Annotated in this window: 10 protein-coding genes and 1 pseudogene; 2 read left to right on the forward strand and 9 right to left on the reverse strand. The window is 72.0% G+C overall.

The annotated features are described in order from the left end of the window. Window positions 1-7 precede the first annotated feature (7 nt). Window positions 8-1,183: an NAD(P)/FAD-dependent oxidoreductase gene (locus ACWDAG_RS11785; protein ID WP_450695426.1), complete on the reverse strand. Its 1,176-nt coding sequence runs from the start codon at window positions 1,181-1,183 to the stop codon at window positions 8-10. 131 nt (window positions 1,184-1,314) lie between these two features. Here ACWDAG_RS11785 and ACWDAG_RS11790 point away from each other — a divergent pair, with 131 nt between their 5' ends. Then, complete coding sequence (locus tag ACWDAG_RS11790) at window positions 1,315-2,229, forward strand: LysR family transcriptional regulator (RefSeq protein WP_450695427.1); 915 nt, start codon at window positions 1,315-1,317, stop codon at window positions 2,227-2,229. A gap of 304 nt (window positions 2,230-2,533) precedes the next feature. On the opposite strand, the gene ACWDAG_RS11795 is transcribed toward ACWDAG_RS11790, so the two are convergent. The 7 genes and pseudogenes from ACWDAG_RS11795 to ACWDAG_RS11825 all read right to left on the reverse strand — a co-directional run. After that, window positions 2,534-3,748, reverse strand: a complete 1,215-nt coding sequence (locus ACWDAG_RS11795; protein ID WP_450695428.1) for an argininosuccinate synthase-related protein — start codon at window positions 3,746-3,748, stop codon at window positions 2,534-2,536. Beyond that, window positions 3,745-5,562: an amino acid adenylation domain-containing protein gene (locus ACWDAG_RS11800; protein WP_450695429.1), complete on the reverse strand. Its 1,818-nt coding sequence runs from the start codon at window positions 5,560-5,562 to the stop codon at window positions 3,745-3,747. Before ACWDAG_RS11800 ends, ACWDAG_RS11795 begins: the two co-directional genes overlap by 4 nt. A 78-nt stretch (window positions 5,563-5,640) precedes the next feature. Continuing rightward, window positions 5,641-6,414, reverse strand: coding sequence for a thioesterase II family protein (locus ACWDAG_RS11805; protein ID WP_450695430.1), 774 nt, complete (start codon window positions 6,412-6,414; stop codon window positions 5,641-5,643). 49 nt (window positions 6,415-6,463) lie between these two features. After that, the gene (locus ACWDAG_RS11810; protein WP_450695431.1) at window positions 6,464-7,771 is read right to left on the reverse strand and encodes a M18 family aminopeptidase; all 1,308 of its coding nucleotides are present in this window, start codon (window positions 7,769-7,771) and stop codon (window positions 6,464-6,466) included. After that, the gene (locus ACWDAG_RS11815; RefSeq protein ID WP_450695432.1) at window positions 7,768-13,410 is read right to left on the reverse strand and encodes a MupA/Atu3671 family FMN-dependent luciferase-like monooxygenase; all 5,643 of its coding nucleotides are present in this window, start codon (window positions 13,408-13,410) and stop codon (window positions 7,768-7,770) included. The genes ACWDAG_RS11810 and ACWDAG_RS11815 overlap by 4 nt, the downstream gene beginning before the upstream one ends. After that, window positions 13,407-16,694, reverse strand: coding sequence for a type I polyketide synthase (locus ACWDAG_RS11820; protein ID WP_450695433.1), 3,288 nt, complete (start codon window positions 16,692-16,694; stop codon window positions 13,407-13,409). The genes ACWDAG_RS11815 and ACWDAG_RS11820 overlap by 4 nt, the downstream gene beginning before the upstream one ends. Before the next feature lie 319 nt (window positions 16,695-17,013). After that, window positions 17,014-18,069: pseudogene (locus ACWDAG_RS11825) on the reverse strand (MFS transporter); the annotation flags it as partial. A 179-nt stretch (window positions 18,070-18,248) separates the two neighbouring features. Here ACWDAG_RS11825 and ACWDAG_RS11830 point away from each other — a divergent pair. Continuing rightward, window positions 18,249-19,133: a LuxR C-terminal-related transcriptional regulator gene (locus ACWDAG_RS11830; protein WP_450695434.1), complete on the forward strand. Its 885-nt coding sequence runs from the start codon at window positions 18,249-18,251 to the stop codon at window positions 19,131-19,133. Between the two features lie 62 nt (window positions 19,134-19,195). On the opposite strand, the gene ACWDAG_RS11835 is transcribed toward ACWDAG_RS11830, so the two are convergent. Then, entirely contained in the window at window positions 19,196-19,369 is a 174-nt protein-coding gene (locus ACWDAG_RS11835; RefSeq protein ID WP_450695435.1) for a hypothetical protein, read from the reverse strand. Between the last annotated feature and the right edge of the window lie 246 nt (window positions 19,370-19,615).

Consider the following 19,615-nt stretch of genomic DNA (forward strand, 5'->3'; position numbering starts at 1 on the left):
CCGGTGGTCACACCACGTGGGCTTCGGGGCGGATCTCGGCTCCGGAGCGGAAGCGGTCGGCGCTGAGCGGGGAGATGTCGGCGAAGGGTGCGCGCTCCAGGTGGAGGTCGCGCAGGACCTCGCCGACGGCGGGGGCCTGCAGGAAGCCGTGGCCCGAAAACCCGGTGGCGTAGAGGAAGTTGACGAGTTCGCCGGAGCGGCCGATGAGGGCGTTGTGGTCGGGGGTGACCTCGTAGAGGCCGGCCCAGCCGCCGACGGTCCTCATGTCGGCCAGTTCGGGGGCCCGTTGCCGTACGGCGTCCCGGAACAGTTCGAGCCACTCCGGAGTCCAGGTGGTGTCGAAGCCGTCGGGCTGGCGGGGGTCGGCGAGGCCGAACAGCAGGCCGTCGTCGCTGTTGTGGAAGTAGGCCGACGAGGCGAAGTCGATGGTGAAGGGGATGCGGGGTGCCGGGGGCACGAGCCGTTCGGTGAAGGCGAGTTGACGGCGTACCGGCCGGACCGGGAGGTGGATGCCGACCATGTCGCCGATCAGGCGCGACCAGGCGCCCGCCGTACAGATGACGGTGTTGCAGTCGATACGGCCGTGGTCGGTGTGGACGGCGGTGACGCGATCGCCTGCGGTGTCGATGCCGGTGACGGTGGTGTGGGTGGCGAAGGTGGCCCCGGCGCGGGCGGCGGCGTCGGCGTAGCCGTGCACGACCAGGCCGGGGCGGGCATGGCCGTCGGTGGGTGAGTACGTGGCGGCCACGAGTCCGTCGGTGCTGACGTAGGGGCAGAGGCGCCGGGCCTCTTCCGGGGTGATCATGCGGGTGGGGACGCCGAGGGCGTTCTGGGTCCTGACGCCGGTCTCGAAGTCCGCGGCCTGCCGCTCGTCGGTGAGCAGGAAGAGATAGCCGACGGTGTCGAGGCGGATGTCGGCACCGGGGCGGTGCGGGAAGTTCTCGTAGGCGCGCAGACTCCGGCTGCCCAGCTCGACGTTGAGCGGGTCGGAGAAGTGGGCGCGTACACCGCCGATCGGTTTGCCCGAGCTGCCGCAGGCCAGGTCGCCGCGCTCCACGACGACGATGTCGCTCACCCCCGCTTCGGCGAGATGGAACGCGGCACTGGCGCCCATCACACCCCCGCCGATGATCACGACGTCTGCGGTCGGCGGAACGGAGCGGAAGGCGGATGAGGAGGACAAGGGCCGTCCCTTCCGGGGAGCTGACGCTGTGGTGGGCGAGACGCTGATCAGCTTTCTGCCCGTCATCGTGACGCAACCCGACCTTTGACGTCCATGAACAGTTACTGCGCCCGATCTATTAGTGTTCCTATATGGACTGGACGAGCTCCCAGCTGCGTTCCCTGGTGGAGCTGACCAGGCGCGGAACCATCACCGCGGTGGCCCGGGCACTGGGGTACACGCCCGGCGGGGTCTCGCAGCAGATCGCCGCGCTGGAGAAGGCCACCGGTATGGAGCTGCTGCAGCGGGTGGGGCGCCGGGTGGAGCTGACCGACGCCGGGAAGACGCTGGCCCGGCATGCCGAGCGGATCCTGTCCACGGAGGCCGAGGCGGTCGAGGCCCTGGAGCGCAGCCGGGGCGAGGTCTCGGGAGTGCTGGTGGTGGGGCTGTTCGCCACGGCGGCCGCCGAGATCCTGCCGCCGGCGCTGCAGCGGGTGCGCGAGGCGCATCCCGGGCTCGCCGTGCACAGCCGCGACATGGACGTGGACGAGGTGTACGACGCCGTCGCCTCCGGCGCGGTGGATCTGGCCCTCGGGCTGGACTATCCCGATGTGCCCATCCCGCGCGATCCGGCGCTGCGGGTGATGCAGCTGGAACGGGAGCGGTTCTCCCTCGCCGTGCCCACCGGGTGGCTGGAGGGCCGCGAGGAGGTCGCCCTGGCCGACACGCAGAACCTGGGCTGGATCCTGCCCTCTCCCGACAGCTACTACGGTCGCGCCGTGCGCACCGCCTGCCGACGGGCCGGTGTCGAGCCCGACGTCCAGCACGAGGTGACCGACACCGCGGCCACGCTGGCGCTGGTCGAGGCGGGCATCGGGATCAGCACGGTGACGGAGCTGATGCTCAGACTGCGCGCCTCCTGCTTCGACGTGGTGCGACTGCGCGAGAGGGTCGAGCGGCACATCGTCGTGGTGTTCCGCTCCGCCGCCGAGCGCCGGCCGACGGTGGCCGCACTGGTCGACGTGCTGCGGGCGGTGGCCGGTACCCGGCGCGGTGCGAGGGCGTAGCACGGGCACTCGCTTGTCCTGCGGCCCAAGAAGCCCCGACGTTCTTCTGGCCCTTGTGGCTGCGGCTGTCCGGCCCACATCGTCAGGGTCTGCAGGGGTTCCTTGAGCTGCTCGGCCGGCTCCCGTCGGGGGAGGGCTTCGGCGTAGCGGGCGGCCGCCGCCTCGCCGTGGCGCCGCCGCTCGCCCCGTACACGGGTCTGCGTGTCTTCTGGCGTCGGGGAACTCCTCATGAGCCCCCACTCAGTCACGGCGTGGTGGCGCTCGTCCTAGCTCTCGGTGCTCCTGGCACCCGGCGGCGCTCTGCTCACCCGTCGGCGTGCGCCGACTGCTCCTCCCAGTCCTCTCGGTTGCGCAGATAGCGGGGGGAGTGGGCGACGATGGAGCGGGTCTGGGCCGAGCCCTGCCCCAACCGCCAGCGCACGGTTCCGCCGACCTGGGCGGCGCAGGAGTCGATGAAGGCCTGCCCCGCCCGCCGCAGCTCCCCGAACCAGCGCCCCTCCAGCGCCTCCCGGACCCAGAGCTGCTCGATGTGCATCTTCTCCCGGATCGTCTCCGCACCCAGGGTGGCCGTCTCCAGATGGCGGTAGGACTTCAGGAGCAGGGCGGCGGCCGGCATCTCGCGCAGTTCCAGCACCTTCTGACCGCCCGGGAGATGTTCGAGTCCGCTGTAGCGGCCGATTCCATGGGCGCCGGCCAGGTGGTTGAGGGTCTCGATGAGCTCGGGCAGGGGCAGCGGGTTGCCGTCGAGGGAGACGGGAACGCCCTCACAGAAGCCGATCTCGACCGTCGTGTCCGGGACCCCCTCGCCCAGCAGGCTCCAGCGGTACAGCTCCTCGGGAACGGTGTGTTCCTCGGGATCGTCGAGCACGCCGGACTCGAACTCCCGACACCACAGGTTCGCGTCGATGCTGGCGATCCGCCGGCTCATGTGGACGAGCCCGATGTCCGCCAGTTCCCGGCTCTTGGCGTCGCGGCTGACCGGGTCGAGCTCATAGGGGCTGCCGCAATGACCGGAGTAACCCAGCAGCTCCAGTGCGCCGTTGAGTCTGCGCAGGGTGTTCTGCGACCGGTTGGCGGTGTGCAGTACACCCCACGCATCGAGCTCGACGGCGATCTCCATGGCGAGTTTGGCGATCAGGGGCCGGCTCAGGGAGGAGCTGATCGGATGGGTGTCGAGATAGACGGCCTGCGCCGCGATCGCGGGACGCACATACTCCTCGGCGAACATCCGCCGGCCGTCGATGACATGCAGATGCACCGAGAGCCGGTCGGCGACGAGCCGCTGCTCGTCCAGATCCTCGCCCGCGCCCAGATCGACGCTGACCGCGTGGATCTCGGCGAATCCGGCCTTCGTCAGCCGGTGCAGCAGATACGTGCTGTCCAAACCTCCGCTGAACAGGGTGACCACGGGGCGGCGGGCGCCGAATCGCTCCGGTGCGAGATCGGCGAAGCGACGGATGACGTTCTGCCGGCGCGCCGGGGGACGGCCTGGACCGCCGGTTGTTCGAGGGGAGTTCACCGCGTGGGCTCCTGAAGGGTGATGCTGCGCAGCTCCGCGGCGAAGCCGGCCACGGTCGGTTCGAGGAGCAGGGCCGCCATGGGGATCTCCACCGCCAGCAGGCTCTTGAGCCGTTCGACGATGGTGACCACCTTGAAGGAGTCCCCGCCGAGATCGAAGAAGTCGTCGTCCGGGCCGACCGCAAAGACACCGAGGACGTCGCACCACACCTGGGACACCACCTGGACGAGATCGGTGGGCCCGTCGACGGGCGCCGTACGCGGAGGCGGCGCGCCGGCGGCGGATCGGGCCGCGCGCTCCTCCAGCAGGAGGCGGTCCAGCTTGCCGTTCGCGGTCAGCGGCAGCGCGTCGAGGGCCTCGATCGCCGTCGGCACCATGTAGTGCGGAAGCCAGGAGCGCAGCGCGTCCCGTACCGCCGGGACAAGCTCCGCCGGTGCCACGCCGTCCGCGGGGACCACGTACGCGGTGAGCCTCTTGTCGGCGCCCTCGCCGTGGGCGACGACCGCCGCCTGCCTGACGCCCGCGCAGCGCCCCGCGGTGGACTCGATCTCACCGAGCTCGATGCGGATGCCCCGGATCTTCACCTGCCGGTCGACACGGCCGAGGAATTCGAGGGCACCGTCGGGGCGGGCCAGGACGAGGTCCCCGGAGCGGTAGAGGCGGCCGTCCGGGCTCACCGCGGAGGAGGTGATGAAGCGTTCCGCGGTCAGTTCCGGCCGGTTGAGGTAGCCGAGGGCGAGACCGGCACCGCCGATGTAGAGCTCCCCGGGTTCCCCGGCGGGGACCGGGGCACCGTTCTCGTCGAGGATCCACAGCTCCGTGTCCGCAATGGCGGAGCCGATCAGCACGGTGTCGAGGTCCGGATCGCGCGGGCACTCCCAGGCGGTGCAGTAGATGGTGCATTCACTGGGGCCGTAGAGGTTGGTGAGCGAGGCCGTGGACCGGGCGTGGAACCGTCTGACCAGGTCGGGGCTGAGGGGCTCGCCGCCGGTGAGGACCTGGCGTATCCCGTCGTAGCGCTCGGCCGGATCCCGGGCGAGGAGGAAGAGGTCGAGCAGGGACACGACGCAGTAGAACGTCGTGATCCTGTGGTCGTGGATCAGCTCGGCGAGATGGTCGGCGTCGCGCTGGCGGCGCGGGGCCGCGAGGACGACGGTCGCCCCCGCCACCAGCGGCCAGTGGACCTCGGCGAGGTACATGTCGAAGCTGCACGCCGTGTGGTGGATGATCCGGTCGTCCTCGTCCATACGGTGTGAGGCCTGCAGGGCCAGCAGCCGTGAGACGAGCGCGCGATGACTGATCAGCGACGCCTTGGGCCGTCCGGTGGAGCCGGAGGTGTAGAGGACGACCGCGGGGTCGTTCGGCGAGGCGGTCACCGACTCCGACACGTCCGCCGGGTCGTACGTACGGCACTCCTCGTCCGTCAGGACCGGCAGGCCCGCCTCCTGGGGGAACCGGGCGGACAGCGCCGCGCCGGTCAGGACGGCGCGCGGTGCACAGTCCTCGAGCATCCCCAGGGTGCGCTGCAGCGGGTCGTCCACGTCGAACGCCGCATGGGCGGCGCCCGCGAAGACCGCGCCCAGGACGGACACCACGAACTCGACGGACCGTTCGTGATACACCGCCACCCGGTCGCCGCGCCGCACCCCCCGGGCGCGCAGCGCCGCGGCGGTCCGCAGCACCCGGTCCTTGAGCTCGCCCCGGGTCAGGACGGTGTCACCGGAGATCAGTGCGGGCAGGTCGGGGTCACGGTCCCACTGCTCCAGCAGAAGGGCATCGATCCGCCGCTCGGCGTCGACTGCTGCCGTCGTCATGTGATGTCAACCTCGGAGTGTGATGTCAACAGCGAAGTGGGGGGAGGTGATGTGATGGAACGTCAGGACTGCGGGGCGTCAGGGCTGGAGCTGCGCGCTCCGGAAGTGGTCGAGATGGTCGGCGATCGCCTCCACCAGCTGCGCGGGCTCGTCCGCCAGCAGCAGATGGCCGCCGGGCAGCCAGACCGTGCGCGTCGCCTCGCTGAACAGGGACCAGCCTGCGGTGCGCTCCTCGGGGCACAGCTCGTCCTCGTCGCCGAACAGGGCCAGCAGCGGGCAGTTGACGGCCGCGGTGGCGGGATCGGCGACATAGTCCTCGACGGCGCGCATGTCCGCCACGATGGCCGGCAGGAGCAGCCTGAGCATCTCGTCCTGGGCGGCGAGCGTCTCCGGCACACCGCCGAAGTCCTGGAGTACGGCCAGGACTTCGGCGGGGTCGTCGGTGTCGCGCAGCAACCGGCGGGCGGGATCCGGCCGTTCGTTCACCGCCCACTGCGACACGACGACGAAGCCCGCCACCGTGCCGTCACCGGAGCGCTCGATCTCGCGTACGGCGTCGAGGCCGATGACCGCACCGGAGCACACCCCGACGACGATCAACGGGGCCGTCCCGGGCAGCGCGCGGATCGTGGCCACCACGTCCGCCACCAGACCGGGCAGCTCCGGAACGGCTTCCCGGATGCGCGACTCCCGGCCGGGCAGCCGGGCCGTCGCCACCAGCCAGTCGTCCGGAGCGTGCCCCGCGAACGCCAGACCGCTCGCCGCTCCCGCTCCCGCGTGGGGGACGATCAGCAGGCGCAGCGCCGCGTTCTCGGGGGCGGCTCCCTTGAGGGTGAAGCTCCGTGCGGACACCTTCTGCCTCTCGTGCTCATGTTGGTTCCGACCGGTGCGGTGCTCCCGATCAGGCGGTCGTCACGAACTCCGCCAGCGCCCGGGCCAGGAACCCCGGATCCGCGGCCCCGACCAGTTCGCGCGACGAGTGCATGGAGAGGCCGGGCACTCCGACATCGACCGTGGTCACGCCCAGACGTGCCGCGGTGATCGGCCCGATCGACGTACCGCAGGGCATCGCGTTGTTGGACACGAACCGCTGCCACGGCACCCCGGCCCGCTCGCAGGCGGCCACGAAGGCGGCGAAGCCGGTCCCGTCGGTGGCGTAGCGCTGGTTGACGTTGACCTTGACCACCGGGCCACCGCCCGGCAGGGGATGGTTGTCCGGATCGTGGCGCTCGCTGTAGTTGGGGTGGACCGCGTGCGACATGTCCGCGGAGACACAGAGCGAGCCCGCGAGCGCCCGTGACCAGTCCTCCCCGCTGCCGCCCCGGGCGGCGACCACCCGGCTGAGCACACGCTCCAGCAGCGGGCTCTGCGCGCCGGTCTCGGAGCCGCTGCCGACCTCCTCGTGGTCGAAGGCGGCGAGCACCGGCACCTGCACGGCCTGCGGGGCCCCTCCGTCGCCCGACCACACCTGGGCGGCCGACGTCAGCGCGGTCACTCCCGCGTGCACGGACACCAGGTTGTCCAGCCGGGCGGAGACCAGGAACTCCCGCTCCGCGCCCAGCAGAGTGGGTGCCTGCACGTCGTGCAGCATCAGGTCCCAGCCGAGGACGTCGGAGACGTCGAGGTCGGCTTCGCGCGCGACCCGGCGCAGCAGCGCACCCTGTTCGGGCCGGCCCAGCGACCAGATCGGCTGGGTCTGCCGCTGCCGGTCCAGGGTGAGCCCGTCGTTGACCGAGCGGTCGAGGTGGATGGCCAACTGCGGTACGCGCAGCAGCGGTTCATCGATCTTGACCAGCTTCGCGGTACCGTCGCGCAGGGTCAGCCGCCCCGAGATGCCCAGATCGCGGTCGAGCCAGGTGTTGAGCGGGACGCCTCCGTAGACCTCCACGGCGACCTGGCGCCAGCCCGCGGACCCGATGTCCGGCGTGGGCTTGACCCGCAGGTTCGGGGAGTCGGTGTGGGCGCCGACGATTCTGAACGGGGCGTGGGCGGGCGCGTCCGCGGGGACGTACCACGCGAGCAGGGCGCCGCCGCGGGCGATGAAGCAGCCACCGGTGTGACCGGTCCACTCCTCCGTCTCCCGCAGCTCCTTGAATCCGGCCTTCTCGAGCCGGTCCGCGGCCAGCGCCACGGCGTGGTACGGCGAGGAGCTGCCCTCGAGATAGGCGAGCAGATCCTCGATGTGAGGGTTGTCCGAGACCTTGGTCATTCGGCGTACGTCTCTCCAGTCGGCGTATGAGGGGTGAGCAGTGTGCGGACTTGCTGGTCCGGACGAGTGCACAGATCGTCCAGCAGGGCGACATAGGAGGCGAGGATGCCCTCCGCTGTCTCCCTGTCCCACAGGTCGGCCGAATATTCGAGAAACGTTCGGTAACCCCGGCTGCGGTCGCGGTACGGCTTGAAACCGAAGGTCAGTTCCGCGCGGGCCACGGACGGTGCCAGATCGTCCACTTCGACCCGCAGACCCGGTATCTCGATGTCGAGGTCGTCGGTGTTCTGGAAGGCGAGGGCGTTCGGCACGATCTCGGGCACCTCGCGCGCACCGGCCTCCCGCATCGCCTGCAGGACCCGGGTGGTGGGCAGCACGTTCGCCATGGTCGTCAGGGCCCCGGCACCGGTCCGGGCGACCAGCTCGGCGACGCTCTCGTCCGGGTCGATGCGCACCCGCACCATGACGGCCGTCGTCGTCATGGTCACCAGCGACTCGGTGTCGCTGCCCTCTCGGTTGGCGTACGGAACGCTCAGCAGCACGTCCCGCTGCCCGGAGAGCCGCGCCAGCAGCACTCCGAGTCCGGACGCCGCGACCGCGAACGGCGTCACATGCCGTAAGGCCGCGAACTCCTCGACCTTCGCCCGGAGTTCACCCGAGGCCTGGCCCCGGATCGTCTCGCCGTCGCCGCTCAGCCGCTCCGGCCGCGGCCGGTCCGTGGGCACCTCCACGCGGGCCGGCACACCGTCGAGATAGGCGACGCAGCGCGCGGCCCGCTCGGCCTCCGTCCGCGGGTTCTTCCGCGCCCGCTGGCGGCGGGCGTAGTCGGTGGGCTGCGACGAGGGCGGGGCGAGGGTGTGTGCGGTGCCGGCCGCTGCCGCCGTGTAGAGCTCGGCGAGCTCCGACAGCAGCACGGAGTGCGACCAGCCGTCGGTGCAGATGTGATGCACCATGAACATCAGCACCCACTCGTCCCTGTCGACCCGCAGCAGCCGCAGCCGGGGCAGCGACGGACGCGTCAGATCGAAGGGCTCCGCGACCAGAGCACGGCACACCTTGTCCACGCGGGCCGCCCGCCGGTCGGCCGGAAGACGACTGAAGTCGTCCATCTGCAGCCGCAGTCGAGGCGCCGCCACGACCTCCTGCCACCAAGCTCCCTCGCCGTCCCGCACGAAGCGGGTGCGCAGGGCGTGGTGCCGGTCGATCAGCTCGGCGAGCGCCGCGCGCAGCGCGTCCGGGACCAGCGGGCCCGTGAACCGGATCCGGGTCGGCACGTTCCACACCTGGGGCTGCGCCGTGACGTTGTGGGCGGCGATCACCCGGCTCTGCTGGTCGGTGACCGGGGCCCGGTCGACGACTTCGAAGCCGTCGCCCGGCGCAGCGGGCAAGACGGGCTCGGCGAGGCGTACGGGTCCGGCCTGGCGTTCCCCCTCGGCCGGTTCGGCTGCCTGCGGATCGGGTTCGGTCGCCTTCGGACGGGGATCGCCGCCGTCCGCGCCAAGATCCCGGACCATGGCGGCCAAGGTGGCGTCCGCGAAGAAGTCGGCCAGCGAGAACTCGACGTTCAGTGCGTCGCGTACGCGGTTGCCGAGCCGTATCGCCGAGATGGAACTGCCGCCGAGGTCGAAGAAGTTGGCGTTGTCGGGCACCTCGTCGACACCGAGCACCGTCTGCCACAGCGAGCGAAGCGTCTCCCGGACGGAGTCCGTGGCGGGCCGTACGTCTCCCACCAGTTGGGCGCTCCCGCTCGTCATCGCGCGCAGGACCCGGTCGAGGTCCTCCAGATACCCCTGGACCGTCGTGGCGTCGAAGAGGTCCGCGTCGTAGCGGATCCGCAGCCGCAGGCCGGCCCGGGTGCGGATGGCCATCAACGCCAGTTCGAGCGGGGCCGATTCGGCGCCCCCGTCGACCTGCTCGGCGCGCAGTCCGGGCAGCCGGATCCCGGCCAGCGGTGCGGTGTCGAGGTCCGCGGACACGGTGATCAGCGGGCGCGGGTTGCCGGGGTCGGGGTTGACGGTCGCCAACAGGGTGTCGAGGTCCACGTGTTGGTGCGCCTCGGCCTCGAACAGGGCGTCGCGGGTGGCCCGTACGGCATCGCGCAGTGACGTCGTGGCCGTGAGCGCGGCGCGCAGCGGCAGCACGGCGACATGGAAGCCGACAGTCCCGGCCGTCGCGGCGGTGCGCCCGCCGAAGGTGGAGCCGACGGTGAACTCGTCCTGGCCCGAACGCTCGCGCAGCACCAGCTGCCAGCCGGTGAGGAGCGTGGCGAACAGCGTGACGCCCTGCCGGCCGCTCCACTCCCGCAGTCCGGCCGCCCGCTCCTCGTCGAGCGCGACCTCGACCGCCGCGCCACGTCCGGCGACCCTTTTGCCGCGCGGCCGGTCGGTGGGCAGCGCGGGAACGGGCGGCAGCGGGTCCAGACGGCGCAGCCACCACTCCAGGTCCGCCGGGTCCGGCTCCGGCGGCGCGGCGTCGACCGTGCTGGTGGCCGGGCCCGTGAACACGGCCGGGCGCTGCTCCACCGCGGCCGTGTACAGCTCCTCGAGGTCGGCCGCGAGGATCCCCGCGGAGTGGGCGTCGGTGACGATGTGGTGCAGCCCGAACACCAACACATGGTCGTCCGGTGCGAGTCTGAGCAGCCTGGGGGCGAACAGCGGGCCCTCGGCCAGGTCATGGGGCCGGGTGCTCTCCTCACGGAGCAGCGCGGCGACGGCCGTGTCCGCGTCCTGCCCCTGAGCGTCGGTCACCCGCAACGGAACGCGCAGATCCGGCCGTACGACCTGCCGGACCGTCTCGTCCCCGGCGCCCGCGCGGAACACGGTGCGCAGTGCGGCATGCCGCTCGACAAGACCCGCCACGGCCGTGTGCAGCGCCGTCTCGTCCAGCGCGCCGTGCAGGCGCACCGCCTGGATCTCGTTGTACGCGGCCGGGTCGTCGATCAGCTGTGCGGCGAGCCAGAGCCTGCGCTGGGCGGCGGTCGCGGGCGCGGACACCTCGACCGGTTCCGGGAGTCGGGCCTCCTGGTGGCGTCGGCGCAGCGCGTCCAGGTGTGCCAGGCCGGCGCGCATCCGGTCGGCCGGCATGCCGAAGTCGACGAGGGCGGCGATCTCGTCGACGCCCGCCTCGCGCAGGGCGTCCACGAGCGGTGAGCAGCTCTCCGGCGTGCCGATGAGGGCACGCTCGTCGCAGTAGCGGTCGTAGGCCCGCCGGAACAGATAGTCCAGGTCCTCCTCGCTCGCCGCCGCCACATCCTGCGGGCCGGTGCCGAGCGCGGTCGCCGCGGAGCGCATCTGCAGTGAGGAGCGCAGATAGCGGGTCATCGGCTCCAGGGCCTCGGCCCGTGCGGCCGTGTGGTCCTCGCCGAGATAGGTGTGCAGCAGCACGGTCACGCGGCCCGCGTCGGGGTCGAGGCCGTGCTGCTCGCGGGCCTTGCGGTAGTGCCGGACGTTCTCCGCCAGCTCCTCGACGGACTGGCCCATCAGGTTGGTGACGATCCCGAGCCCGCGCCGCCCCGCGTCCTCGTAGGAGGCGCGCCGCCCCGAGGTGGCGAGGAACAGCGGCGGCAGGTCCTGCACCGGCCGGGGATGGATGCGTACGTCGGTCTCGCGGCCCTCGCCGGTCAGCCGCCGCACCGTACCGCCGCCCCACAGCGTGCGGACGTCGTCGAGGTGGGCGAAGGCGATCTCCTTGCGCCGGGCGAACCGGTCCGGGTGGAGCGCGAAGTCCTGTGCGTGCCACCCGGTGGCGCAGCCCAGGCCGACCCGGCCGCCCGAGAGGTTGTCGACGACCGACCACTCCTCGGCGACCCGGACGGGATCGTGCAGGGGCAGCACGACGGAACCGGCGTTGAGCCGGATGCGGCTGGTCTCGCGGGCCAGCGCGGAGGCCAGCACGGCCGGGTTGGGGAAGAGGCCGCCGAAGGAGTGGAAGTGGCGTTCGGGCAGCCACAGCGAGCTGAAGTCGTGGGTGTCGGCGAAGCGCGCCGTCTCGACGAGCCGGTCGTAGGCGTCGGACGGGCGGGGCGTGCCGTCGCCCTCGGGGTAGTCGCCGAAGAAGTACACGCCGAAGTCGGGGGCGGGACGCGGGCGTTGCGGCTTCGCCGCGGGCTGCGGCCGGGAGGTGCGGAAGAAGCCGCCCCGGCGCAGATCGCGCAGCGAGTCCTTGACCGCGTCCGCCACGCGGGCGACGTCGCCGTCGGTGTGGGCGGTGGAGAGATAGAAGCTGCGCCACTCCCACACGTAGACGCCGCGCACCAGCAGATGCTGGTACAGCAGCTCCATGTCGGCCCGGTGGGTGAACCGGAACATCGATCCGAAGTGGCTGAGTTCCAGGGGGAATTCCTCATCCTGGAAGAAGCCGTTGAGGTCCGCCGCCAGGGCGTCGGTGCGGGCGCTGAGCCGCTCCTGGAGCTGCGGGCCCTCGGTGTGCAGACGGGTGAGCACCGCCTTGGCGGCCGCCATGGACAGCGGGTGCTGCAGATAGGTGCCGCCGAAGAACGTGGTCTCGGCCATGGGCCGGCTGTCGTCGCCGTACCGCCAGAAGCCGCCGTCGACCCCGTCCATGATGTCGGCGCGGCCCGCGATCGCGCCGATCGGGTAGCCGCTGCCGAGCGCCTTGCCGTAGGTGGCCAGGTCGGGGACGACACCGAAGTGGTGCTGTGCGCCGCGCGGATGCGGGCGCAGACCGGTGAGCATCTCGTCGAAGAGCAGCACGATGCCCCGGCGGCGGGTGAGCTCGCGCAGGGTGCGCAGGAACGCGACCGGGCGCAGCGCGGGATTGCGGCACTGCACCGGCTCGACGAGGACCGCGGCGATGGAGTCGCCCAGCGCGTCGATGGTCTCCAACGCTTGCGGGCTGCCGTATTCGAGGACGATCAGCTCGGACACCGCGCTGTCGGGGATGCCGCGCGACACCGGGACGGCCTGCCGGCCGTCGGGTCCCGGGCGGCCGAGCACGGAGTCGACATGGCCGTGGTAGGAGCCCCGGAACATGACGATCCGGTCGCGTCCGGTGGCGGCCCGGGCCAGCCGGATCGCCGCGGAGTTCGCCTCGGTGCCGGAGGCCGCGAACGCCACCCGTTCCATGCCCGTCAAGTCGGCGAGCAGCTGGGCGACTTCACCGGCCTCCACGGGGCGGGGGCCGAACCGCAGCCCCTGGTCGAGGTGGGCGCGCACGGCCTGTGTGACGAACTCCGGTTCGTGGCCGAACAGCAGGGAGCCGAAGCCCATGGTGATGTCGGTGTACTCGTTGCCGTCCACGTCCGTCACCCGGGCGCCGCGCGCCGAGCGGGCCGAGATCGGGTACAGCGTCTCCTTGGTGGAACGGCGGAACCCGACCACGGCACGGCTGTCGGCCAGCACCGAACGCCGTTGCTGCGCAAGCTCCTTGGAGGTGCGGGTGCGCTCGGTCAGCCGCCGGGCCAGCTCGTCGGCGTGCGCCCGCTGCGCGATGTCGGCGGTGTCGCCCGCCATGCCGGAGCCCTCCGGGAGGGTGACGCGGGGGCCGTGTATTTCGGGGCGCGCTCGTGGCGGGGTTTCGGGGGGTGGCTCAGGCGCGGCGGTGCGCTGTTTGGCTGCCGCGAGTTGTGCGGTGAGTTGCCGGGAGAGTTCGGCGGCCCGGTCTGCCGGGGTGGCGCTCATCGGGCGCGCTCGGCGTTGAGGAGGGCGACGGCTTCGGAGAGCTGGGTGATCAGCGCGGCCTGGGTCTCGGCGAGCACATCGATCTGACGCCTGAGTTCGGCGATCTCGGCGCGGGTCGCGTAGTCGGGGGCCGCGGGTGCGTCGTGTGCTGGGGCATCGCTGGCCTTGCGTCCGCCGGGTGCCGCCTGCCGTGTGAGCGCCGGTACGCCTTGAGCCGCGGAGGCCTCGGCGCGGTCCGGCTCCGCCGGGGTGGGCAAGTGCCGTACCTCGATGGGCGCGGCGGCGGGCTCCGGGCTCGGCTGCCCGGAACGGGCGGTGATCAGACGGGCCGTCAGCTTAGGGGTGCCCGCCTCCTCCATGAACTCCCGCACGGTCAGACGTACCCCGAACTCGCCCTCCAACTGCCTCAGCATGCCAATGAGTTGGAGCGAGTCCGCGCCGAGGCCGACATAGGTCTCCTCGTCCCGCAGGCCGGCCCGGTCGTGGCCGAGATGCTGCGCGGTGAGATCCAGTACCCGCTCGAGTACTGCGTGTTCGGTCACGTCGGTCTCCACGGAAGGTTCGGTTGCGGGTCTGTCACCTGCGGGCGCACGCCTCGCCGCCGGCGGGGGCGGGCCGATCCAATACGACTGGTGCTGGAACGGGTACGTGGGCAGGGGGATCCGCCGCCCCGCGCACCCCTCCAGAAGGGCCGCCCAGTCCAGGCCGACCCCGGCGCAGTGCAGTCGGGCCACCGCCGTCCACAGCGCTTCGGTGCCCTGGCCCGGGCGCTGGGTCGGCACGCACGGCGTGCCGGGCAGGGTCCTGCGGACCATTCCGGTCAGCGGTGCGCCGGGTCCCAGTTCGAGCAGGACGACCGCGGGGGTGAGCGTGCGCAGGACGGCGTGGAAGTCGGCGGTGGCCCGGGCCTGGCGTACCAGGTAGTCCGCGTCGGGCAGCCAGCCCGGCGGATGCGCCGTCCCGTCGAGACCGCTGATGAACTCGGTCTCGACGGGCCGGAGTTGGATCTTCTCGGCGGCCGTGCGCAGTTCGTCGAGCACGGGGTCGAGCAGTGCCGTGTGGAAGGCGCGGTCGACGGGAAGCGGCTCGCCCGCCTCCCGGTGTTCGGCCAGCCAGCCGCGGGCCGCCTGCACGGCCGCGGGCGATCCCGCGACGACTTGGTGCCCGGGGCCGTTGGACACGGCGAGTTCCAGCGGGCCGAGCCCGGACTCGCCGATGTCGGCGAGCAGTTGGCGTACCCGGGCCCGGGAGGCGAACACGGCGAGCATCGCGCCGGGCCGAGTGTCCTGCATGAGGCGCCCTCGCCGGCACAGCAGCCGCATCCCGTCCTCCAGGGACAGCGCGCCCGCGGTGCACAGGGCCGCGTACTCCCCGACGCTGTGCCCGGCGACCGTGGTCGGCACCACGCCGAGGTGCCGCCAGAGCCGGGCCTGCGCGACCTGCAGGGCGAACAATGCGGGCTGGGCGAAGGCGGTGTCCCAGTGCTCCGGCCCCGCTCCGCCGACGAGCCGGTCGAGGAAGCCGTCCTCACCCGTCTCCTGCCGGTGGATCCGCGCGCACTCCTCCAGGACGTCGGCCACCACCGGGAAGCGGGCGGCGAGCGCGGCGCCCGAGGCCGGGCCGCCGCCGCCCTGGCCGCTGAAGACGAACGCGGGCGCCGCCGCAGTCTCCACCGTGCCGGCGTGATGAGTGCCCGCCGCCTTGTCCGGAGCCGTCAGCCAGGCGTCCAGCGCTTCGACCAGGCCCTCGGGGGCTGCGGTGACGACGAGCCGATGCCGCAGCTGCCGTCGGCCCAGCGCGGTCGTCGTCAGGAGATCGGCGGGGTCGATGTCCGGCCGGGCCGCCAGCGTGTCCCGGAAGGACCGGGCGTACCGCACCAGGGCCTCGGGGGTCTGGGCCGACAGCGGGAGGAGGGCGGGTGCGGGCGCTGTGGCCGCGGGCCGTGCCGGCGGTGCCGGTGCCTCCTCCACGATCACATGGGCGTTGGTCCCTCCCATGCCGATGGAGTGCACGCCCGCACGTCGCGGGCGCTGCCCGGGCCAGGCGGAGGCGTTTCGCGGCAGGACGAACGGGCTGTCCTCGACGCCCAGTCGGGGGTTGGGGCGGCTGAAGTTCACCAGCGGCGGGATGACGCCATGGCGCAGCACCAGGATCGCCTTGATCAGCCCGGCCAGACCGGCGGCGCTGTCCAGGTGCCCGATGGCGGGCTTGGTGGAACCGAGCGCGCAGAAGCCCGTACGGGCGGTGTGCCGGCGGAACGCCTCGGTGAGCGCGGCGAATTCGATGGGGTCGCCCTTGAACGTGCCGGTGCCGTGCGCCTCCAGATAGCCGATCGAGTCGGCGCCGACCCCGGCCCGGTCGAGCGCGTCGAGCACCGCGTCGCGCTGAGCAGGGACTCCCGGAGCCGCGAACCCCCCTTTGTCCGCACCGTCGTTGGTGACCGCGGAGCCCAGCAGGACGGCGTGGACGGTGTCGCCGTCGGCGAGGGCCTTCGCCAGCGGCTTGAGTACGACGACGGCCACACCGTTGCCGCCCACCGTGCCGTCCGCCGCCGCGTCGAAGGCTCGTACGGCGCCGCTCCGCGAGATCGTCGACCCTGGGACATGGCGATGCCCGGTGATCTGCGGCAGATGGAGCGCGGCCGAGCCCACCACCATCAGATCGGCGTCGCCCGCCAGCAGCGCCTGACAGGCCAGGTGCACCGACACGAGCGCGCTCGAACAGGCCGTGGCCACATTGACCGCCGGTCCGCGCAGACCGAGCCGGAAGGCGGCCCGATTGGCCGTGAAGTCCGGGTAGTTGCCGACCTGGACCTGCTTCACCGAGGTCCATTCGTCGCCTGCGAGATCCCGGATGTTGGAGGCCAGATAGCTGTGCAGGGAGTAGAGGCGGTACCCGATGCTCGCGTACACGCCGATCCGGTCACCGGGCCTCGTGGACACGCCGCTCCGCCCGCCCGACCCGGCGTACCCGGCGTCCTCCAGAGCATGGTGACAGCACTCGAGGAACAGCCGCTGCTGCGGATCGGTCAGCGTGGCCTCGCGGCCGCTCATCCCGAAGAACCCGGCGTCGAACTGGTCGATGCCGTCCAGCAGGGCACTGGCACCGGTGAAGTCCGGATCGCCGAGGACCTCCTCGGGTATGCCCGCCGCCTCGAACTCGCCCCGGGTGAAGGGGCGTACGTGCGAGACGCCGGATGTGATGTCGTTCCAGTACTCCTCCGGGGTCTCAGCCCCCGGAAACCTCAGCGCCATCCCGATGACCGCCACGCGCCGGTCCCGCACCCGCTTCCCCCCGCTCCTTGCGCGACTTCTGCCTGCGCCCGACGCCCTCCGTGCCCGCGGCGCGCTGCCGGAGCACCAGGGCCACGAAGACCACGGCGACGGCGATGGCTGCACCGTGCGCGACCGTCACCACCGACAACGGGCTGAAGGCGTCGAGCGCGGCACCGACCGCGATCATGCCGACGCCGAAACCGAGGCTCTCCACGGTGGCCGACAGCCCGAAGGCGTGCGTGCGGAAGGCGTCCGGCAGGCCCTGCAGATGCGAGGTGTACGACACTTCGGTGAGCCCGTCGGCCGCGCCCGCCACCAGGGCCACCAGCACGGTCACGGCCCAGGGGAACCCGGCGAAGGCCAGGATGAAGCCGGCGGACATCGCGATGGTGCCGACGCCGAAGCCCAACGCGCCGACCGCCCGCCCCGTGCGTTTGGTGTATCGCTGGATCACCTGCTGGACCAGGACGTTGCCCAGCGCCCACACGCACCAGAAGACGCTGACGAAGACGGCGGGGCTGTCGGTGTCCAGTTGGGTGGAGTACACGGGCAGCGCCGCGTTGTGCGAGGACGAGCCGAGCGCGTCGACGCCGCGCAGCAGCACCATCAGGCCGAGGACGGGCGCGGCCGCCAATGCCACGACCGCGGCGGGCAGTCGGCGCCCCGGCCGCCCGTCTGTGTCCCCCTTCTCGGCGTTCGCCCGGTCCGCCGTGCGCTCAGAGGCGGGCAGAAGGGCCACGGTCGCCGCGCAGACCAGGAAGGTGGCCATGTCCACGAGGAAGGCCGCGGTGTAGCCGAGCAGGGACACCACGACGCCCGAAGACGCGAACCCCGCGACCATCGCCATCGAACGCCAGCTGACCATCAGTGAGTTGGCCCAGGTGCGGCGGCTCTCCTCGATCACCTCCGGGATGACCGTGCCGCGCAGGGCGACCATGAACAGCGTGCTGGTGACGCCGGCCACCGCGGACACGGCGAACACCGCGGCGGTACGCAGCCCGTCGGGCGCCGTGATCAGGAGGAGCAGCGCGACCGCCTGGACCACGTTCACCCAGAACATGGCCCCCTTCGCCGACCAACGCGCCAGGATCGTGCCCGCGAGCAACCCCGCGACGAAGCCCGCCGCAAGCCGTACGGCCATGAACGCGCCGACGGCCAGCGCCCGGTCCGTGATGGCGTACACATACAGGTTGAGCGCCACCATGTTCAGGAAGCTGCCGTACGAGGAGACCGCGTAACCGGCCACCAGGATCCGGTACTTGCGTTCCCGGGCCGTCGCCTCACCGGACGTCACGAACACGCCCCTGCCAGGACGCTGCCGTGTCGTGTGGAGTCGGGCATGAGTGACTTCCTTCTCGAACGCCTGAGTGGAAACGGTCCCACCGCACGCTAGGCAGACAGCATCGAATTGACCCTCATGAACGGCGGCTCACGAATGTAATCTGCACACTTGTGAAGCGTGATCATTTCGGTGCACGGGCGTCCGATTGCGGCGAAACATGCCTCGAACGGCCTTGCGAACAGGCCCTGTCGGTCTACCGCCGCGCCCTGCGCGAGGGACGCGTGCGCCGCGTCGACGTGCCGAGTTGCCTGATCGACCTGCACCTCGTCGTGGACGACGAGGACGCGCCCGGGTTCTGCGTGCCCGTCCCGCCGGAGGGCGCGCGGCTCGCCGTAGTGAGCCCCATCGAGGACCGGATGGCGGAGCAGCGCAGGCAACTGCACTCCGTACAGGCCTGGTTGACCGCGTTCGAGTCGGTCTACACCCAGGAGCAGGACGAGACCCGGCCGTTGGTGGCCCGGCTGACCGGGAAGGCCGTCATCAACGCGGCCCTCGAAGTGGCGGTCGGCGGCTGCCGGCGCGAACTGCTCACGGCCCAACCGGGCGGCGGACGTTCGGAGTCGGCGCTGCAGGACGCAACGGGCCGCGATCTGCGGGCGCTCGGCCGAGGGGTGCGCCAGCGCACCATCTACCAGCACACCGTCTACACACATCGGCCGACGATGTCCTACATCGAGCAGGTCACGGCCGCCGGGGCCGAAGTGCGCACCCTCGCCGAGATTCTGGAACGCGTCATCGTCTGCGACCGCGAGGTCGCCTTCATTCCGCTGTCCGAGGACACGAACGCGGGAGCGCTGCAGATCCGGGACCCGGCCCTGGTGAGGTTCGTCGTCCGCTTCTTCGACCAGGTCTGGGAGCGTTCGATGCCGGTGCGCCCCGCGGACTCGGCGCAGCGCAGCCCGGTGGTCACCTCCGACCTGCAGCAGACCATCCTGCGGGCCGTGGTCACCGGGGAGACCGACAGCGCCATCGCCCGGCGCCTCGGCATGAGCCGACGCAGCGTCGCCGAGCACATCCACAAGGTCTCCGTGCGCCTCGGCAGCGGCAGCCGGGCCCAACTGGGCTACCTGCTGGCGACGTCCGGCCTCCTGGACCGCGACGCATGACATGCCTGTGGGGGCAAGCGCTTGGGCGCCTGCCCCCACCAGCCGGCCTCACGCGGCCGGCGTCACCGCGTCCCCGCCGGTGTCCGCAGGGCCCGTCGGGCGGTGACGAGGCTCGTCCCGAGCGTCACCGCCGCCGCGACCGCGACGACCGCCAGCCGGACACCGAGCCCCTGGTCCGGTTGGACCGAGTCCGTGCGGACCAGGGTGAAAGACAGGATCCCGGCGAGCCCGGCCACGGTGCCGAAGCGTGGACGTTGATGGGGTGCTTGCCGTCAGCAGGCTCGTCCTGGTCGTCGTTCTCGCGGGGGCCGACGGGGTCGCCGTCCTCGCCGATCGGGCGGCCCCGGTCGTCGCAGTCGACGGCAAAGACGGCTCTGCCGACTCTGCTGGTGCGGAACAGGCGGCGGACGTTCTCCGACAGGGTGTCCTCGTCGCGCTTGTTGGCCATCGTGAGGGAGGGGGCCGGGGGCCGTGGCCGTCGT

This window comes from Streptomyces sp. NPDC001157 (assembly GCF_053598255.1).

Coding starts and splice junctions, on each gene's coding strand:
- ACWDAG_RS11810 (WP_450695431.1), bottom strand. CDS start 7,771: ATGACCAAGGTCTCGGACAACCCTCACATCGAGGATCTGCTCGCCTAT.
- ACWDAG_RS11800 (WP_450695429.1), bottom strand. CDS start 5,562: ATGACGACGGCAGCAGTCGACGCCGAGCGGCGGATCGATGCCCTTCTG.
- ACWDAG_RS11790 (WP_450695427.1), top strand. CDS start 1,315: ATGGACTGGACGAGCTCCCAGCTGCGTTCCCTGGTGGAGCTGACCAGG.
- ACWDAG_RS11815 (WP_450695432.1), bottom strand. CDS start 13,410: ATGAGCGCCACCCCGGCAGACCGGGCCGCCGAACTCTCCCGGCAACTC.